Source organism: Nocardioides perillae, assembly GCF_013409425.1.
GTDB lineage: Bacteria > Actinomycetota > Actinomycetes > Propionibacteriales > Nocardioidaceae > Nocardioides > Nocardioides perillae.
Genome location: NZ_JACCAC010000001.1, coordinates 54,169 through 68,335, shown reverse-complemented (window position 1 = coordinate 68,335; position 14,167 = coordinate 54,169). Strand labels below are relative to the sequence as shown.

The window sequence follows — 14,167 nt, the reverse complement described above, 5'->3', positions numbered from 1 at the left end:
CCATCCTCACCGGCCGCCCCGCTCGTCAGCCCACCAGGGTCCAGACCGCCAGCGCGGCCACGACCACCGCCGGAGGGCGTGCACCAACGGCAGCGCGGCGACCGCGAGCAGCACCGCGGCGGCGACGACCCGCAGCGTCCCGGCCACGGGTGCGAGGACGCCCGCGAGCGCCGCGCCGCCCGCGACGGCGAGTGCGGCGTACACCCCGTCGACGGTGGCGACCCCGAGCGCACCCGCCGCCCCCACGCGCCACCCGGCCCGCGACGAGACCGCGACGAGCAGCGCCCCGACCGCGCCCACGGGCACGGCGATCGCCCAGCCCGTCACGAGCCCCTGCAGGAGCACCGCACCCCACCCGTCCACCGGCGCAGTGTGGCGGGCCGCGCCGCGTGTGCACGACCCGTTTCCGCCCACCCCGCCCGGCCGCCGCGGCGTTAGCGTGGCGCCATGCGCCTCACCAAGCTCGGCCACGCCTGCGTCCGCCTGGAGCACGACGGCACGACGCTGGTGCTCGACCCGGGCGGGTTCAGCGAGGAGGACGCCGCCGAGGGCGCCGACGCCGTCCTCGTGACGCACGAGCACCTCGACCACCTCGACGCCGACCGGCTGCGCCGCACCGACGCGCCCGTGGTGACGATCGAGGCGGTCGCGGCCCGGCTGCGCGAGAGCGCCCCCGACGTCGCGGAGCGCCTGCGCGTGGTGTCGCCGGGCGAGCAGCTCACGCTCGGTGCGGTCGGCGTGCGGGTGGTGGGGGAGGAGCACGCCGTCATCCACCCCGAGCTGCCCCTGCCCGACAACAGCGGCTACCTCCTCGACGTCGGCGGCACCACCGTGCTCCACCCCGGCGACGCCCTCACCATCGTCGAGGGCGTCGACCTGCTGCTCCTGCCCGTCTCGGCGCCGTGGCTCAAGGTCTCCGAGTGCGTCGACTACGCCCGCGCGGTCGGTGCGCCGCGCAACGTCGCGGTCCACGACGCGGTCTACAGCGAGGCCGGCCTCGGCATCGTCGGCGGCCACCTCGAGCGGTTCCTCGCGCCCCAGGAGCAGGACTACGTCCGGCTCGAGCCCGGCGCCGACCTCGCGTCGCCCCCGGTCTGAGGGCGTCCGACCGGGGGCCGCTCAGCGGCCGCCGAGCGCGTCGCGCACGGGCACGAACTTCGCCTGCGACTCGGCGAGCTCCGCCGCCGGGTCGGAGTCGGCGACGATGCCGCACCCCGCGAAGAGCCGCACCTGAGGCCCGTCGACGACCGCGCTGCGCAGGGCGATGCCCCACTCGCCGTCGCCCCGCGCGTCCATCCAGCCGACCGGTCCGGCGTAGCGGCCGCGGTCCATCTGCTCGATCTGCCCGATCAGCGCGGTGGCCACCGCCGTCGGCGTGCCCCCGACGGCCGCGGAGGGGTGCAGCGCCGCGGCGAGCTGCAGCGAGGAGACGCTCTCGGCGTCGTGCACCACGCCGGCCACGTCGGTGGCGAGGTGCATCACGTTGGGCAGGTGCAGGACGAAGGGCGACTCGGGCACGTTCATCGACGAGCAGTGCGGCTCCAGCGCCTCGGCGACCGAGCGCACGGCGTACTCGTGCTCCTCGAGGTCCTTCGAGCTGCGCGCGAGCGTCGCGGCCAGGGCGAGGTCGCGGTCGTCATGGCCGGTGCGGCGGATGGTGCCGGCGAGCACGCGGGAGGTGACCAGCCCGCGCTCGCGGCGCACCAGCATCTCGGGGGTGGCGCCGAAGAGGCCCTCGACGTGGAAGGTCCAGCACGTGGGGTAGTCCTCGACGAGGCGGCGCAGCGGCCAGCGCACGTCGACGTCGCGGTCGGCGGTGGCGACGAGGTCGCGGGCGAGCACGACCTTCTCGAGGTCGCCGCCCGCGATGCGGCGCACGGCGTCGGCGACCACCGACATCCAGCGCTCGCCGTCGAGCGCACCGTCGGCGAAGGAGACGCCGACCGGCGCCGGCGGCGCGGGCGCGGGCTCGACGGCGTCGGCGCCGAGCACCGGCGGGAGGCCGCCGCGGGTCGTGGTGGTGACCCAGACGGTGTCGCCGCGGCGACCCACGACGACCTCGGGCACCACCAGCACGGAGCGACCGGGGCCGTCGTCGTGCACCGCGTCGCCGAACGCGAAGGAGCCGAAGGCCACCAGGCCGCTGCCCGGCAGTCCGACCTCGTCGCGCACCACGGCCCGCGCGGTCACCTGCGACCACCAGGCATCGGCCTCGACGAAGCGGCCCGGGCCGCTGGTGCGCAGCTCGGCGGCCACGCCCCACCCCACGAGGCCCTCGCCCTTGTGCAGCCACGTCAACGGGCCCTCGGCCGGCACCGCGCTCAGGAGGCCGAGCGCGTCGAGCACGTCGGTGCCGAGGCGGGCGGCCAGGGCGTCGGCGTCGACGGCGACCGTCCGCGCGACGAGGGGGCCGGCGGACGCCTGCCGCTCCGAGGTCGCACCGGTCGTCACGTCGTCGAGACTACTCAGCGGCGCCGAGCGGCCCCGCGGCGCACCTGCGAGGCGCCGGGGGCCACCGCCTACGCTGGCGCCCGTGGCCCGCGCAGACCTCGACAAGCAGCCGACCGACGTCCGAGCGATGTTCGACGCGGTGGCGCGGCGCTACGACGTCACCAACGACGTGCTCTCGCTGGGCCAGGACCGCCGCTGGCGTCGCGAGGTCATCGACGCGGTCGACCCGCGCCCGGGCGAGCGCGTGCTCGACCTCGCCGCCGGCACCGGCACCTCGAGCGAGCCCTTCGCCGCCCGCGGTGCCCAGGTCGTGCCGTGCGACTTCTCCCTCGGGATGCTGCAGGTCGGCAAGCGGGCGCGCCCCTCGCTGCCCTTCACCGCAGGCGACGGCACCCGCCTGCCCTTCGCCGACGCCACCTTCGACGCGGTCACCATCAGCTTCGGCCTGCGCAACATCGTCGACCCGCTGGCGGGACTGCGCGAGATGCGCCGGGTCACGCGTCCCGGCGGCCGGCTCGTCGTCTGCGAGTTCAGCCACCCGACGTGGGCGCCGTTCCGCCGGGTCTACCTCGAGTACCTCATGAAGGCGCTGCCCTCGATCGCCCGCGCCGTCTCCTCCAGCCCCGACGCCTACGTCTACCTCGCCGAGTCGATCCGTGCCTGGCCCGACCAGCGCGGCCTGGTCGACCTGCTGGCCGCGGCCGGTTGGCAGCGCCCCGAGTGGCGCGACCTGTCGGGCGGCATCGTCGCCCTCCACCGCGCCACCGCCTGACGCTCTCCGCAACCTCTCGCCAGGCGTGATTTAGGGCACGCCGAGGTGCCCTAAATCGCCCTGAGGAACGGCAACCGGCCCCGCGCACCCCCCAGGTGCGGATGTGATCTGCCACTCGTAGACTGTGGCCCGCGCCACTTAGTGAAGCCGTTCACAAGAGCACGTGACCGGGGCCGGCAGGCCCCGCCGCGTCGGGGAGGTCGAGGCAATGGAGCTCTACACGCCGGTGCTGGCACTGGCCGCCCTGGCCTTCGGCTTCGCGGTCTTCTCGGTGGTCATCTCCACCCAGACCGGGCCCAAGCGGTTCAACCGGGTCAAGGTCGACTCCTACGAGTGCGGCATCGAGCCCACCCCGCAGCCGGTGGGCGGCGGTCGCTTCCCGGTGAAGTACTACATCACCGCGATGATGTTCATCATCTTCGACATCGAGATCATCTTCCTCTACCCCTGGGCGGTGCACTTCGACGCACTCGGCCTCTTCGGGCTGGTCGAGATGGTCATCTTCATCGCCACCGTCTTCGTCGCCTACGCCTACGTGTGGCGACGCGGCGGCCTCGACTGGGACTGAGAGCAGGGACTGACCCATGGGACTCGAAGAGAAGCTGCCGAGCGGCGTCCTGCTGACCACCGTCGAGGGGGTCGCCGGCTACATGCGCAAGGCGTCCTTCTGGCCGGCCACCTTCGGCCTGGCCTGCTGCGCCATCGAGATGATGACCTCGGGCGGCCCGAAGTACGACCTCGCCCGCTTCGGCATGGAGGTCTTCCGGGCGAGCCCGCGCCAGGCCGACCTGATGATCGTCGCGGGCCGGGTGAGCCAGAAGATGGCCCCGGTGCTGCGCCAGATCTACGACCAGATGGCCGAGCCCAAGTGGGTGCTCGCGATGGGCGTGTGCGCCAGCTCGGGCGGCATGTTCAACAACTACGCCATCGTCCAGGGCGTCGACCACGTCGTGCCCGTCGACATGTACCTCCCCGGTTGCCCGCCCCGCCCGGAGATGCTCATCGACGCCATCCTCAAGCTGCACGACCAGGTCCAGCACACCAAGCTCGGCGCCAACCGCCGCGCCCAGGTGCGCGAGCTCGAGACGGCGGCGCTCAACGCCGTGCCGACCGAGGAGATGAAGGGCCTGCTGCGGTGAGCACCCCCACCGAGGGACCCGACCGCGCCGTGGAGCAGCCCGCTCCCGAGCAGTCGCCCGTCAACGTCCCGGCGCGGCCGGGCGAGGTCCGCGCCGTCGGCGAGCGCCGCGGCATGTTCGGCGTCCGCGGCTCCGGCGACACCTCCGGCTACGGCGGCCTGGTCGCGCCGACGACCTACCCCGCGCCCGCCTCGCGCCCGTACGGCGGGTGGTTCGACGCCGTCGCCGACGCGCTGGAGGCGGGGCTCGCCGAGGCGGGTGCGCCGCACGCCGTCGAGCGCGTCGTGGTGCACCGTGGCGAGCTGACGCTGCACGTGCGCCGCGAGGACCTCCCGGTGGTCGCCCGCCTGCTGCGCGACGACCCGGCGCTGCGCTTCGAGCTCTGCGCCTCGGTCAGCGGCGTGCACTACCCCGCCGACCACGGCCAGGAGCTGCACGCCGTCTACCACCTGGCCTCCATGACCTGGAACCGCCGCGTGCGCCTCGAGGTCTCCTGCCCCGACGCCGACCCGCACGTGCCCTCGATCGTCTCGACCTACCCTGCGGCCGACTGGCACGAGCGGGAGACGTGGGACATGTTCGGCATCGTCTTCGACGGCCACCCCTCGCTGACGCGCATCCTCATGCCCGACGACTGGCCGGGCCACCCCCAGCGCAAGGACTACCCGCTGGGCGGCATCCCTGTGGAGTACAAGGGCGGCACCGTGCCGCCGCCCGACCAGCGGAGGTCCTACAGCTGATGAGCACCACCCAGGACAGCACCACGAGCACCGGCGCCGCCGGCTCCACCCGGGGCGCCGACGACCTCTACGCCGCGGGCGCCGAGACCACCGAGGGGCGGGTCTTCACCGTCACCGGCCAGGACTGGGACACCATCTCCGAGGGCCTCGGCGAGGAGGCCGAGGAGCGGGTCGTGGTCAACATGGGCCCTCAGCACCCCAGCACGCACGGCGTGCTCCGGCTGATCCTCGAGCTCGAGGGCGAGCAGGTCACCGAGGCCCGGTGCGGCATCGGCTACCTCCACACCGGCATCGAGAAGAACATGGAGTACCGCACCTGGGTCCAGGGCGTCACGTTCTGCACCCGGATGGACTACCTCTCCCCGCTGCACAACGAGGCCACCTACTGCCTGGGCGTCGAGCGCCTCCTCGGCATCGAGGACGACGTCCCCGAGAAGGCCGACGTCCTGCGCGTGCTCATGCTCGAGCTCAACCGCATCTCCTCCCACCTCGTCGCCATCGCCACCGGCGGCATGGAGATCGGTGCCCTCACCGTGATGACGATCGGGTTCCGCGAGCGCGAGCTGGTGCTCGACCTCTTCGAGCTCATCACCGGGCTGCGCATGAACCACGCCTACATCCGGCCGGGCGGCGTCGCCCAGGACCTCCCGCCGGGCGCGCTCGACGAGATCCGCGACTTCGTCGCCCTCATGCGCAAGCGCCTGCCGGAGTACGCCGCGCTCTGCAACGCCAACCCGATCTTCAAGGCCCGCCTCGAGGGCGTCGGCCACCTCGACCTCGAGGGCTGCCTGGCGCTCGGCCTCACCGGCCCGGTGCTGCGGTCGACCGGCTACCCCTGGGACCTGCGCAAGACCTCGCCCTACTGCGGCTACGAGACCTACGACTTCGAGGTCCAGACCTGGGACACCGCCGACGCCTACGGCCGCTTCCGCATCCGGCTGGCCGAGATGCACGAGTCGCTGAAGATCGTCGAGCAGTGCGCCGACCGGCTCGCCGGCCTCGAGGGCGCACCGGTGATGGTCGGCGACAAGAAGGTCGCCTGGCCCAGCCAGCTGGCCATCGGCTCCGACGGCATGGGCAACAGCCTCGACCACATCCGCCACATCATGGGGGAGTCGATGGAGGCGCTGATCCACCACTTCAAGCTGGTCACGGAGGGCTTCAAGGTGCCGGCCGGCCAGGCCTACGTGCCGATCGAGAGCCCCCGCGGCGAGCTCGGCGCCCACGTCGTCTCCGACGGGGGCACCCGTCCCTTCCGGGCGCACTTCCGCGACCCGTCCTTCGCCAACCTGCAGGCGACGAGCGTGATGAGCGAGGGCGGCCAGGTCGCCGACGTCATCGTCGCGATCGCCTCCATCGACCCCGTCATGGGAGGTGTCGACCGGTGAGCACCACGCCCGCGACCCACGAGCCCGCCCGTCCCGTCGACGGCGCCGTGCGCGAGCCGCTGACGCAGACCACCTACGACGAGCTGCGCGAGATCGCCGCCCGCTACCCGCAGCCGCGCTCGGGGCTGCTGCCGATGCTGCACCTCGTGCAGTCGGTGCAGGGCATGGTCACCCCCGAGGGGATCGAGGCGTGCGCCGACGTCCTCGGCATCTCCGCAGCCGAGGTCAGCGGGGTCGCGACCTTCTACACGATGTACAAGCGGCGCCCGATGGGCACGCACCACGTCGGCGTCTGCACCAACACGCTGTGCGCGGTCATGGGCGGCGACGCGATCTTCGAGCGGCTGAAGGACCACCTCGGGGTCGGCAACGACGAGACCACCGAGGACGGCGCGATCACGCTCGAGCACGTGGAGTGCAACGCGGCGTGCGACTACGCGCCGGTCGTGATGGTCAACTGGGAGTTCATGGACGACCAGACGCCCGAGTCCGCGGTGCAGCTGGTCGACGACCTGCGCGCCGGTCGCGAGGTGCGCTCCACGCGCGGCCCCCGCCTGTGCACGTGGCGCGAGGCCGAGCGGGTGCTCGCCGGCTTCCCGGACGACCGGGCCGACGAGGGCCCGTCGGCGGGCGAGGCGAGCCTGCGCGGGCTGCGGATCGCCCGCGAGCGCGGCTGGAGCGCCCCGTCGGCGCCCGGCGGGTCGGCGGGCGACGCCGCCGTCGAGGCGGCGCGGGGGGCCGAGGGCGCGCCCGAGGCCGAGCACACCCGGCAGGAGGCGGCGGTCGAGCAGAGCCCGACCGACGTGCAGCACGAGGACAACCCCGGCAACGAGGGCGGTGACGCGAAGTGACGGACGTGCTGACCCCGGTCCTCAGCGACGGCTGGGACGCCGAGCAGTCCTGGACCCTCGCCTCCTACGAGGAGCGCGGCGGCTACCAGGCGCTGCGCAAGGCGCTCGCCACCGACCCCGACGACGTGATCGCGGCCGTCAAGGAGTCCGGCCTGCGCGGGCGCGGCGGCGCGGGCTTCCCGACCGGCATGAAGTGGGGCTTCATCCCCCAGGACAACCCCAACCCGAAGTACCTCGTCGTCAACGCCGACGAGTCGGAGCCGGGCACCTGCAAGGACACCCCGCTGATGATGGCGGACCCCCACACCCTCATCGAGGGCGTGATCATCTCCTCCTACGCCATCCGGGCGCACCACGCCTTCATCTACGTGCGCGGCGAGATCCTGCACGTGGTGCGGCGCCTGCAGCGCGCCGTGCAGGAGGCCTACCTCGCCGGCCACCTCGGCAAGGACGTCCACGGCTCCGGCTACGACCTCGACCTGGTCGTCCACGCCGGTGCCGGCGCCTACATCTGCGGCGAGGAGACCGCGCTCCTCGACTCCCTCGAGGGCCGTCGCGGCCAGCCGCGCCTGCGTCCGCCCTTCCCGGCCGTGGCGGGCCTGTACGCCAGCCCCACCGTGATCAACAACGTCGAGTCGATCGCCTCGGTGCCCTCGATCGTGGCGAACGGCGCGGACTGGTTCGCCTCGATGGGCACCGAGAAGTCGAAGGGCATGGTGCTCTACTCGCTGTCCGGGCACGTGCGCCACCCCGGCCAGTTCGAGGCCCCGCTCGGCATCACCCTGCGCGAGCTGGTGGACCTCGCCGGCGGCATCCGCACCGGCCACGAGCTGAAGTTCTGGACGCCGGGCGGCTCCTCCACCCCGATCCTCACCGCCGAGCACCTCGACGTGCCGCTCGACTACGAGGCCGTGGGCGCGGCGGGCTCCATGCTCGGCACCCGCGCGCTGCAGGTCTTCGACGACACGGTCTGCGTCGTGCGGGCGGTGCTGCGCTGGACCGAGTTCTACAAGCACGAGTCGTGCGGCAAGTGCACCCCGTGCCGCGAGGGCACGTGGTGGCTCGTGCAGACGCTGGCCCGCCTCGAGCGGGGCGAGGGCAGCGAGGCCGACCTCGACCTGCTGCTCGACACCTGCGACAACATCCTCGGCCGCTCCTTCTGCGCGCTCGGTGACGGTGCGACGAGCCCCATCACCTCGGCGATCCAGCACTTCCGCGAGGAGTTCCTCGACCACCTGCGCCACGGCGGCTGCCCCTTCGACCCGGCCGCCTCGACCGCCTTCGCCCCCGCGGGAGCCTCCGCATGACCACCACCCCCGACCGGGTCCAGCAGGACCTCGTCACCCTCACCATCGACGGCGTCGAGGTCAGCGTCCCGAAGGACACCCTCGTCATCCGCGCCGCCGAGCAGGTGGGGGTGCAGGTGCCACGCTTCTGCGACCACCCGCTCCTCGAGCCCGTCGGCGCGTGCCGCCAGTGCCTCGTCGACGTGCCCGACGCCGGCAACGGCCGCCCGATCCCGAAGCCGCAGGCCTCGTGCACGCTGCAGGTCGCCGACGGCATGGTCGTGCACACCCAGGCCACCAGCCCGGTCGCCGACAAGGCGCAGCAGGGCGTGATGGAGCTGCTGCTCATCAACCACCCGCTCGACTGCCCGGTGTGCGACAAGGGCGGCGAGTGCCCGCTGCAGAACCAGGCGATGAGCAACGGGCGCGCGGAGTCGCGGTTCGCCGAGAGCGGCGGCGTCAAGCGCACCTACCCCAAGCCCATCAACATCTCGGCCCAGGTGCTGCTCGACCGCGAGCGCTGCGTGCTGTGCGCGCGCTGCACCCGCTTCTCGGAGCAGATCGCGGGCGACCCCTTCATCGCGCTCGTCGAGCGCGGAGCGCTCCAGCAGGTGGGCATCTACGAGAAGGAGCCGTTCGAGTCCTACTTCTCGGGCAACACCATCCAGATCTGCCCGGTCGGCGCACTGACCTCCGCCGAGTACCGCTTCCGCTCGCGGCCCTTCGACCTGGTCTCCTCGCCCTCGGTCGCCGAGCACGACGCCTGCGGCGCCGCCATCCGCGTCGACCACCGCCGCGGCAAGGTCGTGCGCCGCCTCGCCGGCGACGACCCCGAGGTCAACGAGGAGTGGATCACCGACAAGGACCGCTTCGCCTTCCACTACGTCCGGGCCGACGACCGCCTGCGCCACCCGCTGGTGCGCGACGAGGCGACCGGCGAGCACCGCCCGGCGTCGTGGCCCGAGGCCCTCGCGGTCGCCGCTCGCGGCCTCGCCGCAGCCGGCGGGGTCGGGGTGCTGCCGGGCGGTCGTGTGACCGCCGAGGACGCCTACGCCTGGTCGAAGTTCGCCCGCGTCGCGCTCGGCACCCACGACGTCGACTTCCGCGCGCGGCCGCACAGCGCCGAGGAGGCCGACTTCCTGGCCGCCCACGTCGCGCTCACGGGTCCCGGCCACGGCGGCGTGACGTACGCCGACCTCGAGGCCGCCTCCGTGGTCGTCCTCGCGGGGCTCGAGCCCGAGGACGAGGCCGGCACGCTCTTCCTGCGGCTGCGCAAGGCCACCCGGCAGCGCCCCGCGACCCGCGTCGTCACGCTCGCGCCGTACACCTCGCCAGGCACGCGCAAGCTCGGCGCCACGCTGGTGCCGACGGTCCCCGGTGAGGAGCCCGAGGCCCTGCGCAGCCTGCTCGGCCACGCCGAGCACGGGCTCGACCAACGCGCGGTCGTGCTCGTCGGCGAGCGGCTCGCGACGGTGCCCGGGGCCCTCTCGGCCGCTGCTGAGCTGGCTGCGAAGTCCGGCGCCCGGCTGGCCTGGGTGCCGCGCCGTGCCGGTGACCGCGGCGCGGTCGAGGCCGGCTGCCTGCCTACGCTGCTGCCCGGAGGTCGTCCGGTCGCCGACGCCGCCGCGCGCGTCGACGTCGCCACCGCCTGGGGCGCCGACTCGCTGCCGGAGCAGCCGGGCCGCGACCTCGACGCGATGGTCGCCGCGGTGCTCGAGGGCCGGCTGGGAGCGCTGGTCGTCGGCGGCGTCGGGGTCGACGACCTGCCCGACCCGGCCGCCTTCCGCGCCGCCCTCGACGCCGCGGGCTTCGTGGTGAGCCTCGAGCTGCGCGCGACCGACGTCACCCGCGCCGCCGACGTGGTGCTGCCGGTCGCGGCGCCGGTCGAGAAGGCCGGGACGTTCGTGACCTGGGAGGGGCGCGTCCGCCCCTTCGACGCGGTGCTGCAGGTGCCCGGCGTGCTGCCCGACCTGCGGGTGCTCGCCGGCATCGCCGACGAGCTCGGCCGTCCGCTGGGCTTCCGCACGGTCGCCGAGGCCCGCGCCGAGATGGAGCAGCTCGGTCCGTGGGACGGCGAGCGGCCCGCGGCCCCGGCGGTCGCGGCGGCCCCGCTGGCCGGCTCGCCCACGTCGGTGGCGGGCTCCTACCGCCTGGCCACGTGGAAGCAGATGCTCGACCTCGGCAGCCTGCAGGACGGCGACGCCAACCTGCGCGCCACCGCGCGCCCGGCCGTCGCCCGGCTGCACCCCGACGCGCTCGCCCGTCTCGGGGACGTCGTCACCGTGACCGGTGAGCGCGGCTCGGTGACGCTGCCGGCCGTGGCGGCCGACCTGCCCGCCGGCGTGGTCTGGCTGCCGACGAACTCCACCGGGCGCGGGGTGTGGGCCGACGTGGCCGCACCCGGCGCCCCCGTCACGGTGACAGGAGCGAGCGCGTGAGCGACGACCTCTCGGCCTTCGGCGGCGACCCGCTCTGGGTGGTGCTGCTCAAGGCGGTGCTCATCTTCGTGGTGCTCGTGCTGCTCACGCTCTTCAACATCTGGTGGGAGCGGCGCGTCGTGGCGCGCATGCAGCACCGCATCGGGCCCAACGTGCACGGCCCCTTCGGCCTGCTGCAGTCGCTCGCCGACGGCGTGAAGCTGGCGCTCAAGGAAGACATCATCCCGAAGGCCGCCGACAAGGTGGTCTTCGTGCTGGCGCCCGTGATCACGGTGGTGCCGGCCTTCATCACCTTCTCGGTGATCCCCTTCGGCCCCGAGGTCGAGATCCCGTTCACCGACGTGGTCACGCCGCTGCAGCTGACCGACATGCCCGTGGCGGTGCTCTTCGTCATGGCCATCGCCTCGATCGGCATCTACGGCATCGTCCTCGGCGGCTGGGCGTCGGGCTCGACGTACTCCCTGCTGGGCGGGCTGCGCTCGAGCGCCCAGATGATCTCCTACGAGGTCGCGATGGGCCTGGCGCTCGTCGCGGTGTTCCTCTACGCGGGGTCGATGTCGACCTCGCAGATCGTCGCCGCGCAGGAGGAGTTCTGGTTCGGCGTGATCCTGCTGCCGAGCTTCGTCATCTACGTCATCTCGATGGTCGGCGAGGTCAACCGCGCGCCCTTCGACCTGCCCGAGGCCGAGGGCGAGCTCGTCGGCGGCTTCCACACCGAGTACTCCTCGCTGAAGTTCGCGCTGTTCTTCCTCGGCGAGTACGTCAACATGGCCACCGTCTCCGCGCTCGCCACGACGCTCTTCCTCGGAGGCTGGCGCGCGCCCTTCGGCATCGCGCAGGTGTGGGAGGGCGCCAACGAGGGCTACTGGCCGCTGCTGTGGTTCTTCGGCAAGGTGCTGCTGTTCATCTTCTTCTTCATCTGGCTGCGTGGGTCCCTACCGCGACTGCGCTACGACCAGTTCATGGCGCTCGGCTGGAAGGTGCTGATCCCGCTCTCGCTCGGCTGGATCGTGGCCGTCGCGACCATCCGCGCCGTCTCGCTGGAGGGCGGCATCGACCGGCAGTACCTCCTGGTCGGCATCGGCGCGCTCGCGATCGTCTTCCTGGGCCTGTTCTTCGTCGGCGACTCCGGCGACGACGAGGAGGCCGAGGCGTCGGAGCGCGAGGCCGCCCTGGCCCCGCGCCCCGGCGGTTTCCCCACCCCGCCCATGCCCGCCGGCGGTCCGGTCCGCGGCGCCGCCGCCCCGCTGCGCTTCGACGAGCCGCACGTGGGCGGCACGGCGACCACCACGACCACCGCTCCGCGCACGCAGGAGGAGAGCTGATGGCCACGCTCAAGGAGCAGTTCCTCGACCCGGTCGCCGGGTTCGGGGTCACCTTCCGGACGATGTTCCGCAAGGTCGTCACCGAGCAGTACCCCTTCGACAAGCAGCCGACCGCGCCGCGCTTCCACGGCCGCCACCAGCTCAACCGCTGGCCCGACGGGCTCGAGAAGTGCATCGGCTGCGAGCTGTGCGCGTGGGCCTGCCCCGCCGACGCGATCTACGTCGAGGGCGGCGACAACAGCGAGGACGAGCGCTTCAGCCCCGGCGAGCGCTACGGCCGCGTCTACCAGATCAACTACCTGCGCTGCATCCTGTGCGGGCTGTGCATCGAGGCCTGCCCGACGCGCGCGCTCACGATGACCAACGAGTACGAGCTGGCCGACGACAACCGCGCCGACCTCATCTACACGAAGAACGAGCTGCTGGCCCCGCTGCTGCCGGGCATGGAGCAGCCGCCGCACCCGATGCGGCTCGGCGACGACGAGGGCGACTACTACCGCGGCACGTTCTCCGCGCGGCCCGCCGAGGGTGCTCCCGCTGACGGTCAGGGGGCGCCGCGGTGACCGCCTTCTGGATCCTCGCGCCGATCATGGTGCTCGCGGCGCTCGGGCTGCTCGTGGTGCGCAAGGCGGTGCACGCCGCGCTGCTGCTCGCCGTCGTGATGATCAGCATGGCGCTGCTCTACCTCGCGCTCGAGGCGCCGTTCCTCTTCGCGGTGCAGATCATCGTCTACACCGGCGCGATCCTCATGCTCTTCCTCTTCGTGCTCATGCTCGTCGGCGTCGACGCCTCCGACTCGGTCGTCGAGACCATCCGGGGCCAGCGCGTGCTCGCCGGAGTCGTCGGCGTGCTCTTCGCCGTCGTGGTGCTCGTCGGCCTCGGCCAGGTCACGCTCGGCACCGCCGTCGGGCTCGAGGCCGCCAACGAGGGCGGCAACATCGAGGCGCTCGCCAACGTGCTGTTCTCGCGCTACGTCTTCGCCTTCGAGACCACCAGCGCGCTGCTCATCACCGCCGCGGTCGGCGCGATGGTGCTGACGCACCGCGAGCGGCTCAGCCCGCGCGCCACCCAGGCCGACCGCGCCGCCCAGCGGGTGCGCGACTGGTCCGAGACCGGCAAGCCGCTCGGCCCGCTGCCCTCGCCGGGCGTCTACGCGCGCCACAACGCGGTCGACACCCCGGCGCTGCTGCCCGACGGCACGCCGGCCGAGGACTCCGTCCCGCGGGTGCTCACCGCGCGCGGCACGGTGCGCAGCGCCCCGGCCTTCGCCGACGACGTCACCGAGGTCCGCCGCCAGCTCGGCCAGGACCCCGCGCTGTCGGGCGAGACCTCGCCGGGAGGCGCGCAGGCCACCGCCGGCACCACCACCGAGCACGACGGCGCGCCGCGCGCAGGGGAGGAGGAGCGCTGATGCTCACGCCGTACGTCGTGCTGTCGGCGATCCTGTTCACGATCGGCTGCGTCGGGGTGCTCACCCGGCGCAACGCGATCGTGGTCTTCATGTGCGTCGAGCTGATGCTCAACGCCTCCAACCTCGCGCTGGTGACCTTCGCCAAGCAGCACGGCAACCTCGACGGGCAGGTCGCGGCCTTCTTCGTCATGGTCGTCGCCGCGGCCGAGGTCGTCGTCGGGCTCGCGATCATCATGACCATCTTCCGCGCCCGTCGCTCGGCCTCGGTCGACGACGCGAGCCTGCTGAAGTACTGAGGGGACGAACGTGCCGAACCTCCTGACCTCGGGTGTGCTGCGCGCCGCCGAGGAGTCCGTGACCGTGCCG

The 14,167-nt window shown here is 73.2% G+C and carries 15 protein-coding genes; 13 read left to right on the top strand and 2 right to left on the bottom strand.

The window, feature by feature from the left end:
- Positions 1-6: 6 nt before the first annotated feature.
- Positions 7-363, bottom strand: coding sequence for a hypothetical protein (locus tag BJ989_RS00345; RefSeq protein WP_179516531.1), 357 nt, complete (start codon positions 361-363; stop codon positions 7-9).
- Between the two features lie 84 nt (positions 364-447).
- Here BJ989_RS00345 and BJ989_RS00340 point away from each other — a divergent pair, with 84 nt between their 5' ends.
- On the top strand, positions 448-1,098 hold the full coding sequence (locus BJ989_RS00340) for an MBL fold metallo-hydrolase (protein ID WP_179516530.1): 651 nt from the start codon (positions 448-450) through the stop codon (positions 1,096-1,098).
- Between the two features lie 21 nt (positions 1,099-1,119).
- Here the strand turns inward: BJ989_RS00340 and BJ989_RS00335 are convergent, their stop codons facing one another.
- Positions 1,120-2,451 (bottom strand): isochorismate synthase, encoded by a 1,332-nt coding sequence (locus BJ989_RS00335; protein ID WP_179516529.1) that lies wholly within the window; start codon positions 2,449-2,451, stop codon positions 1,120-1,122.
- An 82-nt stretch (positions 2,452-2,533) separates the two neighbouring features.
- Between BJ989_RS00335 and BJ989_RS00330 the strand changes: the two genes are divergently transcribed.
- The 12 genes from BJ989_RS00330 to nuoK all read left to right on the top strand — a co-directional run bounded on the left by BJ989_RS00330 (position 2,534) and on the right by nuoK (position 14,097).
- Complete coding sequence (locus BJ989_RS00330) at positions 2,534-3,223, top strand: demethylmenaquinone methyltransferase (RefSeq protein WP_179516528.1); 690 nt, start codon at positions 2,534-2,536, stop codon at positions 3,221-3,223.
- A gap of 208 nt (positions 3,224-3,431) precedes the next feature.
- Positions 3,432-3,791 (top strand): NADH-quinone oxidoreductase subunit A, encoded by a 360-nt coding sequence (locus BJ989_RS00325; protein WP_179516527.1) that lies wholly within the window; start codon positions 3,432-3,434, stop codon positions 3,789-3,791.
- Positions 3,792-3,807: 16 nt separating this feature from the next.
- The gene (locus BJ989_RS00320) at positions 3,808-4,362 is read left to right on the top strand and encodes a NuoB/complex I 20 kDa subunit family protein (protein ID WP_179516526.1); all 555 of its coding nucleotides are present in this window, start codon (positions 3,808-3,810) and stop codon (positions 4,360-4,362) included.
- Entirely contained in the window at positions 4,359-5,102 is a 744-nt protein-coding gene (locus BJ989_RS00315; RefSeq protein ID WP_179516525.1) for an NADH-quinone oxidoreductase subunit C, read from the top strand. Before BJ989_RS00320 ends, BJ989_RS00315 begins: the two co-directional genes overlap by 4 nt.
- The gene (locus BJ989_RS00310; RefSeq protein ID WP_179516524.1) at positions 5,102-6,490 is read left to right on the top strand and encodes an NADH-quinone oxidoreductase subunit D; all 1,389 of its coding nucleotides are present in this window, start codon (positions 5,102-5,104) and stop codon (positions 6,488-6,490) included. Before BJ989_RS00315 ends, BJ989_RS00310 begins: the two co-directional genes overlap by 1 nt.
- 47 nt (positions 6,491-6,537) lie before the next feature.
- A complete protein-coding gene (gene nuoE, locus BJ989_RS00305) occupies positions 6,538-7,341 on the top strand; it encodes an NADH-quinone oxidoreductase subunit NuoE (RefSeq protein WP_179519224.1) in 804 nt (267 codons plus the stop codon).
- Positions 7,338-8,648: an NADH-quinone oxidoreductase subunit NuoF gene (nuoF, locus tag BJ989_RS00300; protein ID WP_179516523.1), complete on the top strand. Its 1,311-nt coding sequence runs from the start codon at positions 7,338-7,340 to the stop codon at positions 8,646-8,648. Before nuoE ends, nuoF begins: the two co-directional genes overlap by 4 nt.
- Positions 8,645-11,065, top strand: coding sequence for an NADH-quinone oxidoreductase subunit G (locus BJ989_RS00295; RefSeq protein WP_179516522.1), 2,421 nt, complete (start codon positions 8,645-8,647; stop codon positions 11,063-11,065). Before nuoF ends, BJ989_RS00295 begins: the two co-directional genes overlap by 4 nt.
- Positions 11,062-12,390, top strand: coding sequence for an NADH-quinone oxidoreductase subunit NuoH (gene nuoH, locus BJ989_RS00290; protein WP_179516521.1), 1,329 nt, complete (start codon positions 11,062-11,064; stop codon positions 12,388-12,390). The genes BJ989_RS00295 and nuoH overlap by 4 nt, the downstream gene beginning before the upstream one ends.
- Positions 12,390-12,953 (top strand): NADH-quinone oxidoreductase subunit NuoI, encoded by a 564-nt coding sequence (gene nuoI / locus BJ989_RS00285; protein WP_179516520.1) that lies wholly within the window; start codon positions 12,390-12,392, stop codon positions 12,951-12,953. The genes nuoH and nuoI overlap by 1 nt, the downstream gene beginning before the upstream one ends.
- On the top strand, positions 12,950-13,801 hold the full coding sequence (locus BJ989_RS00280) for an NADH-quinone oxidoreductase subunit J (RefSeq protein WP_179516519.1): 852 nt from the start codon (positions 12,950-12,952) through the stop codon (positions 13,799-13,801). Before nuoI ends, BJ989_RS00280 begins: the two co-directional genes overlap by 4 nt.
- Positions 13,801-14,097 (top strand): NADH-quinone oxidoreductase subunit NuoK, encoded by a 297-nt coding sequence (nuoK, locus tag BJ989_RS00275; protein ID WP_179516518.1) that lies wholly within the window; start codon positions 13,801-13,803, stop codon positions 14,095-14,097. Before BJ989_RS00280 ends, nuoK begins: the two co-directional genes overlap by 1 nt.
- The last annotated feature ends 70 nt before the right edge of the window (positions 14,098-14,167 follow it).